The 8546-nt window shown below is 27.6% G+C and carries 13 protein-coding genes; 1 reads left to right on the forward strand and 12 read right to left on the reverse strand.

The genetic code is table 11. The features are described 5' to 3' along the window. Positions 1–10: 10 nt before the first annotated feature. From ACOI1D_RS20000 to ACOI1D_RS20025, 6 genes are all read right to left on the reverse strand, one after another. Positions 11–2197, reverse strand: coding sequence for an FtsK/SpoIIIE domain-containing protein (locus ACOI1D_RS20000; RefSeq protein ID WP_422503778.1), 2187 nt, complete (start codon positions 2195–2197; stop codon positions 11–13). Then, positions 2184–2306 carry a hypothetical protein gene (locus ACOI1D_RS20005; protein ID WP_422503779.1) on the reverse strand — a complete coding sequence of 41 codons (123 nt, stop codon included), beginning with the start codon at positions 2304–2306 and terminating at the stop codon, positions 2184–2186. The genes ACOI1D_RS20000 and ACOI1D_RS20005 overlap by 14 nt, the downstream gene beginning before the upstream one ends. An 18-nt stretch (positions 2307–2324) precedes the next feature. After that, positions 2325–3398 (reverse strand): hypothetical protein, encoded by a 1074-nt coding sequence (locus ACOI1D_RS20010; protein ID WP_422503781.1) that lies wholly within the window; start codon positions 3396–3398, stop codon positions 2325–2327. Between the two features lie 116 nt (positions 3399–3514). Next, positions 3515–4009 (reverse strand): hypothetical protein, encoded by a 495-nt coding sequence (locus ACOI1D_RS20015; protein WP_422503782.1) that lies wholly within the window; start codon positions 4007–4009, stop codon positions 3515–3517. After that, entirely contained in the window at positions 3969–4154 is a 186-nt protein-coding gene (locus ACOI1D_RS20020; protein WP_422503783.1) for a hypothetical protein, read from the reverse strand. Before ACOI1D_RS20020 ends, ACOI1D_RS20015 begins: the two co-directional genes overlap by 41 nt. 176 nt (positions 4155–4330) lie before the next feature. After that, a complete protein-coding gene (locus ACOI1D_RS20025) occupies positions 4331–4753 on the reverse strand; it encodes a helix-turn-helix domain-containing protein (RefSeq protein ID WP_422503785.1) in 423 nt (140 codons plus the stop codon). 169 nt (positions 4754–4922) lie between these two features. On the opposite strand from ACOI1D_RS20025, the gene ACOI1D_RS20030 reads away from it, so the two are divergent. Next, on the forward strand, positions 4923–5075 hold the full coding sequence (locus tag ACOI1D_RS20030) for a hypothetical protein (protein WP_422503786.1): 153 nt from the start codon (positions 4923–4925) through the stop codon (positions 5073–5075). Positions 5076–5275: 200 nt separating this feature from the next. On the opposite strand, the gene ACOI1D_RS20035 is transcribed toward ACOI1D_RS20030, so the two are convergent. From ACOI1D_RS20035 to ACOI1D_RS20060, 6 genes are all read right to left on the reverse strand, one after another. After that, positions 5276–5800 (reverse strand): hypothetical protein, encoded by a 525-nt coding sequence (locus ACOI1D_RS20035; protein WP_422503787.1) that lies wholly within the window; start codon positions 5798–5800, stop codon positions 5276–5278. Positions 5801–5991: 191 nt separating this feature from the next. Next, positions 5992–7014: a DUF932 domain-containing protein gene (locus ACOI1D_RS20040; RefSeq protein ID WP_422503789.1), complete on the reverse strand. Its 1023-nt coding sequence runs from the start codon at positions 7012–7014 to the stop codon at positions 5992–5994. Positions 7015–7247: 233 nt separating this feature from the next. Then, positions 7248–7631, reverse strand: coding sequence for a hypothetical protein (locus ACOI1D_RS20045; protein WP_422503790.1), 384 nt, complete (start codon positions 7629–7631; stop codon positions 7248–7250). A 2-nt stretch (positions 7632–7633) separates the two neighbouring features. After that, positions 7634–7864, reverse strand: a complete 231-nt coding sequence (locus ACOI1D_RS20050) for a hypothetical protein (RefSeq protein WP_422503792.1) — start codon at positions 7862–7864, stop codon at positions 7634–7636. 45 nt (positions 7865–7909) lie between these two features. Then, positions 7910–8149: a hypothetical protein gene (locus ACOI1D_RS20055; RefSeq protein ID WP_422503794.1), complete on the reverse strand. Its 240-nt coding sequence runs from the start codon at positions 8147–8149 to the stop codon at positions 7910–7912. Between the two features lies 1 nt (position 8150). Continuing rightward, entirely contained in the window at positions 8151–8411 is a 261-nt protein-coding gene (locus ACOI1D_RS20060) for a hypothetical protein (protein WP_422503796.1), read from the reverse strand. Positions 8412–8546 lie beyond the last annotated feature (135 nt).

An 8546-nucleotide genomic window follows, 5' to 3' on the forward strand; every position in this document is an offset into this window, starting at 1 on the left:
AACGTCTGTGTTAGACGCTCTCTTTAGAAAAATATTCTTTTAATGTGTTATCACCAACTACCAATTCATAACCTTTAGAACGACTTTTATGCTTCAATAACCATCCTTCTTTTACTAATTCATTCATCAACTCGCTTAGAGTAGACATTTTAATATTCATTTCTTCTCTTAAAAAGTCCATTTTAGTTTTTTTAGTATTAGAAATGATAGTTTTTAACTTTTCCAATGTTGGATCTTTGATATAACTATATCCAGTTTCTTTTTCGTTTATTATATCCTTTAGACTATCATTTTCACCTTCATAACTATTGCCTAATCTTTCGTAAAACTCACTTTCTTCGATTTCATTTGCACTAATTATAGGACTTTGAAATCGTTGAAATTCTTTTTCATATCCCTCAATCCTCATAACCCCATCACCACGACCTATTAATTCATATGGAATTCCTTTACCAAAAATCGTTCGGTAATTAGTATTATTACCTAAGTTGAAAGAAATTGCGTTTTGGATATTAGCTTGAATATTACTACTCAAAATATTTGATGATGGTCGTTGGGTACAAATAATTAAGTGAATTCCAGCAGCTCTACTTTTTTGCCCTAGCCTCATAATATATTCTTCGATTTTTTTACCAACCACACTAAACAAATCAGCGTATTCTTCTATAACACAAACTTTAAACTTCATTTTCTCTTTATTTTTTTGATTATAACCTTCTATACTTTTCACCTTGTTTTCTTTAAATAACGTATACCTTCTTTCCATTTCATCAACTAAATCTTTAAAGGTTTTCTCAGCTCTCTCCATATCTGTTATGACTTTACTAACATGAGGGAAAGGTTGATATTGTTGAAGTTCAACTTGCTTCGGATCAATTAATATTAATTCCAATTCATTTTGTGTATGTGTAAGTAATAAGGTTGTTATTAGAGAATTAAGAAAAACACTTTTTCCTGAACCAGTAGTACCACAAATTAATAAGTGTACTAATTTTTTTAAATCTAAATAAATACAATTATCTATCTCATCTTTACCTACACAAAAAGCTAAAAAGTTATCTTTCCTAAATTCTTTAAAAGAATCTTGATCAATCACTTCCCTTAAACTTATTAATTGTTGATTTTTATGTGGTATGGAATATTTGATTGAATTAGCTTCATCTCCCATTTCTATTCCTAAAGATTTAACACCTAAACTAGCTTGTATATCCCTCTTTTTCTTTTCAATATCACTAAAATTTTTATTGGTAGGTATATCTGCCTTGATAATAGTTAATCTCGATCCCATATTAATTGATTCATTATAAAGCCTAGCTTGATTAATGATTCCAACTCTTTTTAATGCTTCAGCAAGTTTTACAGGGATATTATCATCTTTTTCTATCTCATCTTTCTTTATAACTGGAAGTAACTTTACTTTCTCTCTCAAAATGTTTTCTCCACCATTATTTTCTTTTACTTCACTCCATTCTACAACTTCATTTTTAGTTTTATTTCCAAATAATAATGACGTTATTTCTGATTGACTTAGAATTTGATTATTTTTTTGGTATACATAAGGATTTCTTTTTTTAATACTTTCTAATCTCAATCCATTATAAAAATCATATTCCTCATACATTCCTTCAATGTAATCGAGTAATTCTTCACATCTTTCCGATTTTACCTCTATAATACATTGAAAAGAATAACCATCATCTAGTATCTTTTTTTCTACATCATCACAATACTCAGTAGAAGAGGGGGAAATTTTATTTATCAACCCGAATAGTTTATCTTCTAATTTTCTTAACAAATTTATATCTGAAGGTGTTTCGTTACCACTCAAATAACTTTTATACATATCAACTGCTTTTTCCTTCCAGTTTCCTCTCTTTTGAAAAATCCAAAAAACTGATACCAATTCATCACCTTTTAGTATTTTTGATAAATCAATAAGGTAATCCTTATATAATCCATTTAGAGATGTTTTTAGAGGTAAAAAGAAAGGTTGGACTAAAGATACCTCAAATGCATTGAAATTGTTAAAATCATTCTCTATTGCGTTCCTAGAAGCATGATTATTATTTAATAATAGATTAGGTATAAATTGTTTATCTTTTACTTCATCTTTAATAATATTATATTCAACCCCAAATAAATCACTTCCTAACAACTCTATAGATGCAACATCTTCTTTCTGTTTAGTTAGAAACATATTTATTTTTCAACTCCTTAAAAATAATCATTGATTGAATAGCATTAACCACACTACTTGCTAGTAACATAGTTAGGTTTACAATTAATAAATTATCCAATCCAAACATTTAAATCCCCTCCTAAAATTACTTTTTATGCCTTCTTCCCATACGTGTATTAGAAATAGAATTAGATGTTTGAGGTGAGTTTGAGAGTTTTTTAATTACATTTATCGGATTCTTTAAAGTATCAACTGTATTTTTAAAATTTCGTAATACAGTTTTTCTTGATTTATTTCCTTCTTTAAATATAGAACCAATACTATCTCCATTGAAGTTTAAGTGTTTCTGTAAAAAAGTAGGAGGATTTATTAAAGAATTAAAACCACCTAAAACTACTAAAATTTTTATACAAGAACCAATAAAATCATCAGAAGGAATAGGTATACCATATATTATCAATCCTATAACAAGAAGATAAAAAGCATATACAATTTGCACCAAACTTAACCTTTTTACATTTTCCCACCATTGTTTGAAATAGTGTTTATGTGATTCAAAAACCCAAGTTGATAAAGCCAACGGAGAAATTATCCCTAAAATTAGTAAATCAAAAAACCTTTTACCGTTTTTCAATAAAATCGGGATTGACATAGAAATTAAAACTACATTAAAAACTAGTAATACAAATAAATCAAAAATTGGAAGGGTAGTTGTTATTGGATTGGAGATATAATGTGCGTTTATATTAATTATTTTTTCCGATAAGAAATTTAGTATTTGAAAGGCTTTATGAAAGAGAAAAGGAACTACTGTACTTAATCCAGCAACCAAAAACCATCTTTGACTAATTGTTTTCAAATCTACATGTTTCTTTTTATATATTCTTTTGATACTTTCTATAATTGTTAAAATACTAACCAATGATACAGAAAAAGCAGAAAATAAAAGTGTTGTTTCTTCAAAAAAATTATTGTCAAAAATCCAAAGTGGTGTTTTTAAAATGAGTGAAGCAATCAATTCATATACTTTCTCGGTTAATCCAGTGATGAAATTTGTGATATGAATTGGTAGATCTTCAAACCAATCAATTACATTTGAAAAAGTTTGAAAAACATTTTCTATTTCATTAGGAATTCCCTTTAATGTATTTACAACATCAGACATACCACCAGTTATATTACTAAAAAAACCTCCTTCATCATTTTTCGCTTCTTTCAAATAGCTATCAGGGAGTGTTTTAAATTCACTTTTATCAAAAGTTTGTGCATGTGTTTTATTAAATAGGGAGGATATATATAAAGTAGATAGTGTGGTTACTGGTATTAATATTGTTTTTAAAGAAAGAAATTTAAAACCCCTAATTCTTGAAAAAATGCGGTTGATATTCTGTAGATTGCAAAAACTAATGGAATCGCAACTAGCGACTGGATTAAACCTTTTATTATTTGCGTGTTCCATGCTTTTGCTTCTTTGTTTTTGTTTAACATTTTTAGGATGGAGGTAAAAATCAGTAGACAACTTGCCGAACTTACACTCACCCCTAGACCTATGAAAGCTATCACCTCTCCAAACTCGAATATTTCCTGTGCCGTTACCATGTTTTGTATTTGATTGGTTGTCGTTGATGCAGAAACTAAACTTGGAATTGTTATCCCTACTCCCAATGTTGATGCGAACAATCCCACTTTGTTGAACCTTTTTATTTCTGTTAGATTTTTGCTTACCACCTCCTTGTTTTCTTTCTTCACTAAAAAATTATGGCTATTAGAGAATGGAATGTAATTTATATTATCCTCTAACCCTTTTGCCGAGATCGTTAATTTTGTCATCACTAATTCCTCCTTTCTTTTTGTTCACCCCTTTACTTTTAGGTTTAAATTCAAAGTCTGATATAAATTCAAAAAAACCACTTATTCCAACACCTAAACCACAAAATAAGGCAATCTTTCCTAAAACTATAAGAGAACCAGTCATTTTAAAAACTCCCTTCTTATAAGAAAAGTTTAACTATTAGAAACAAAAAACCTTTTTTATTTTGTATATTTAAATTGTATGGCTACTGGTGTTTGTATTATTACAATTTAATTTTTTATGAATATCGAAAACTTGATGAGGCTAAGAACAATAAAAAAAACTAAGTAGTGTTTCACTTAGTCTTTTGGAGACAAATATAAAATTTTATTTAGAGGAGGACTACCTAAGATAAGCCAAATTTTAAAAAAAACGTCCGTTCGTAATGTTTTTTTATTATTAAAAATCAAACTTAGGTTAGTTTTGTTAATTCCAATTCTTTCACAAATATCTACTTGTTGTATTTCCTTTTCTTTGGCAACTTTTTTAAAATGATTTCTAACTTCCATCCCACTATATACTTCAGGAGGATTAAGTAAAGATTGCATTGTATCAATATCATCCATTTTTTCTATTACAGATCCTTTTACAAAGTCTTCAATTTTAACCTTTTCCTTTTTCACAGTTACACTACTGAATTCATTATCTAAATTAATCCAGTCAATCAATTTCTTTATTTTTTCATACGTTTCATCTTCTACTTCAAAAGAAATTTGTTGCATGTATTTTTCACATCCTTTCAGTACATGCTATGGATATTAAAACTTTTAATAAGGAGTGGTAAAATGAAATATAAAAATGATGATTTAAAAACCTATGTAGAAGAAATATTAGATAAAGGAAAAGGAAAATAATGATTTATTTAAAACTTATTAAGGTTGGAGTTTAAATATGATAAACTTTTTTCAAACTGAAAAACCACCTAAAAGATATTTACGACAACTGGAAAGTGTTGAAGAATTTGTTTTGCATGATACCAAATTAAAGAAGGAAAGGTTACATGAAATTTTAGATGTTCTTTATGAATATAGGATTATTGATTGAATGAATTTAGAAAAATGATACCTCACTCAGATACTTATCTTTCCCTTTTTCCCATATTTCCTTATATTTAAAAATACCTAATTCCCTTGATATTCCTCATTTTTCCTAAAGGAAAGAAGGAAAAAGGGAAAGAGGGAAAGATGAAATTAAATAAAAAGAAACTGAAAGGGGAGTATCAGCTTCTCTTTTTTTAGTGTTATTCAATTTAAGAAATCACCTAATTCATTTCCTAATTCCTCAACTCTTCCCATAACGTCATTTTCATAACCAAACTTCACTAATCCCTTAATTATGTGGTCAAACTTATGTTTTGGAATAGTCATTTTAATTTGAGTTCGTGGGAGATTCATTTGTCTTTCTACAAATGTAGACGGATCTTCATCATACATTTCTTTAATTGTTTTCTTTTCTCCAATATATAATGCTTCTAAATCTGAAATACATAATAGTATATTTTGAAGACCTTCGAGTTTATCTTCGAGAAAGTAAACAATTTTTGGATCCTTTTTAATTAACTCATCACAAAAATCTCTGATTGCTTGTATTGAATATATTTCATCAGGAATATCGTTATATCCATCAAAAAGAATGTGCAAACACTTATAATTCCTGTCAATATCCTTCTCCAACTCTTTTAATGTTTTTCTTACCCTATACATTTTCTTATTCACAATTTCATCTTTACTCAAATTCAACATGATAAATTCTTTTTCTTCTTCCAACACTTTTTAACACTCCTTAATCAAAAAATAACCTTTTTATAATATAGGTACACCTCAATTTGAAAAGAATGTATTAATAGCAGAAAGGGGATTAACTACTAAAAAATAATAAACTTCAAACTAAGGTATAGCTAAATATGAGGTAAGTTAGGTGTGAAAGGGGAATAACACACCTATACTTTTAAAAACTCTTTTTATATTGCTTGTAGTAACTTTCCAGCTATTCCTTCCAACTTAATTCTTGATTCATTATCATGTTTGCTACCTCTTTCTAAATCCCTTCCCATTCTTGTAATGCTATTAGTCACACCGTAAAGGTTATTTTGATTTTCCACTTTAAATGCTTCCTTTATTCCTTCCATATGTTTTTTAGCTATTCCTTCTGATTTAGATATTTTTTCTATATATTCAAAAGGATTATCTATAATAATTTCTTTTGATTTTTTCATTTGTTTTACAGTTTTTTGTGATTCTTCTAGTGAGATTTTAATTCCCTCTCTAATTTTTCTTTCCATATCATTTTTTTCAAATCCTAAATGACGAGTTTTAAAAATCTTTTCTTTATCTTGTACCCAACCCATCATTCCATTTTCACAAATCAATCGGAAGGTTATTGGAATTACTTTTAACGTACTGTAACCAATCTCACTATTAAAAACATCAAAGCCAACTTTCACTATATCTTTTTCTAATCCACCTTCCTTACTCATTCCCATATTTTCTTCAAAATCGTTGAACAAAAAACGTGCATGACTTCTCTTATCATCTCTATAAAAACTTTCTAATTTAGTATTGGTGAAGTCATCTTTAACACCACCTAATACTTGAAAAAGGTCATAATCGTTAAACTCTGAGTATTTTTTAGAAACAATACCTTTTATTTTTCCATCCACAACTCTTAACTTTTTTACATTATTTCTATCAGATTTAGTTAAAAAGTGATTGAATTGATTAGCTACGTTTTGATTTAACCCTTCTCTCATTAACAACATTAAATGTTGCCTATTCATACCAAACTCCTTCGATAAATTACCAAGTGCTTCAACTCCAACCTTTAATGTTCCATATTCATTACTAAATAAATTACCATTTTCCTCCATTCTCAAATCTGTTAATGGAATAACAATATCTTTTCTTTCTTCCTCCTCTAATTTCTTCAAAATTTGATTAAAGCGATCACCCATTGATTGATTTTCTGATTGATTTTCGTTTTCCAATATTAAAACCACCTTTTTATCATCTTAATACCTAATTATTAGGTTTATTATTTACATCTTAACGTTCTGTTTTTTAAAAGTCAACTGTTTTGTGTAAAATTGTATAATAGTTTTACATTTAGTAAGCTATGGAATTGAATTTTAGTTACTGGAAAGGGAAAAGGGGAGGGACAACTTCTTTTTTTAAACAAAACAAAAAACCCCACTAACTATTAAGTTAATGAGGTTTTTCATTATTCTTCTTCATATTTAATTTTTGTATTATCGTTCAAACTTTTTATGATATTAATATAGTCGATAAGGTAAAGTGGTTTATTATAAAATCTAGGATCGAAAACCAAAGATTTTTTATCATTTTTATCAATATATATATAATGATTTAAAACTTCTATAACTGTTTCGTTTTCCAAAATTTTAAAAGGTTTATTGCCTTCACTAAAAATTTTTATAATATTCCCTTTCCCTAAAGTATCTTTAAAATTATCAGCAATTTCGCTACAATCATATTCTTCATCTAAATCATAAGTTAGGTATTCATTGAAATACTTCAAAACTTCTTTATCAATCGTATCATTTTTCACTTCGTTGGCTTTCTTAGTAATTACCTCTTTTAACAAAACTATTTCTCCTTATCTGTCTGACCAAAAATTTGTTGTAATTCTAAGTCATTATCCAACTCATTTAAAAATTCCCTCATTACCTGTATAGGAATTACATAAGTTGATCCACTTCGGCTACTCATTAAAACTTCATCTTTTTTAACTTGTGCATTAGTGGTTGAATAAATTTTATAACCTTCTATGTCAAATAGAAACTTTTCATTTTTATTATCGGTTTTCTTTATAGCCATTTTAAAACTCCTTTCTTTCAATATTATTCTAACACGAAATTATATTTAAATTAATTTGTTTAACCAACCTTGATTCATTGTTGGTAAAATATAGTGTATTATTGTGTGTTTTTCATCATCAGTTAATCCCGATCCAGTTGCTTCTTCAAAAATCATTATTAACACTTCGCCTTCATTTTTATAACCATTACTAATTTTAGATTTTATACATTCGTTTATTTCTTTTTGAAAATTTATATCATTAAAATATTTATCTAACCTTTCTTCAAAAACTTTTCTTCTCATATTATTCCCAACCTTCTTTTGTCTTTTTTGTAAAAAATCCATCACAATCCATTTTCCCTTCAGAATATAACTTATGTTGCACCTTATATGTTATATATTTCGGGAGTTGTGTATCGACCTTGCCTATTAGAGAGGATAGCTTTCTCTTTTTAATCACATCTTTATCATAAATCATCTCATACCTTAGTTTGTTTAAAGCGAATTTTATCTCCCCACCAATACCATCAGTTTGTTTTTCTTCCATTTCTTTAATTTTACTCATTTTATAGAACTCCTTTCTTATTATCTTCTTAATATAATTATAGCTTTTTATATCGCATTCTTCAGTAGTGTTAATCAAAGCATATAATCATAAAGGGAAATCAAGTTTTGTATTTTTTCTTTTGAAATGATTAGA

This window comes from Virgibacillus sp. DJP39, from assembly GCF_049310925.1.
GTDB lineage: Bacteria > Bacillota > Bacilli > Bacillales > Amphibacillaceae > Virgibacillus_F.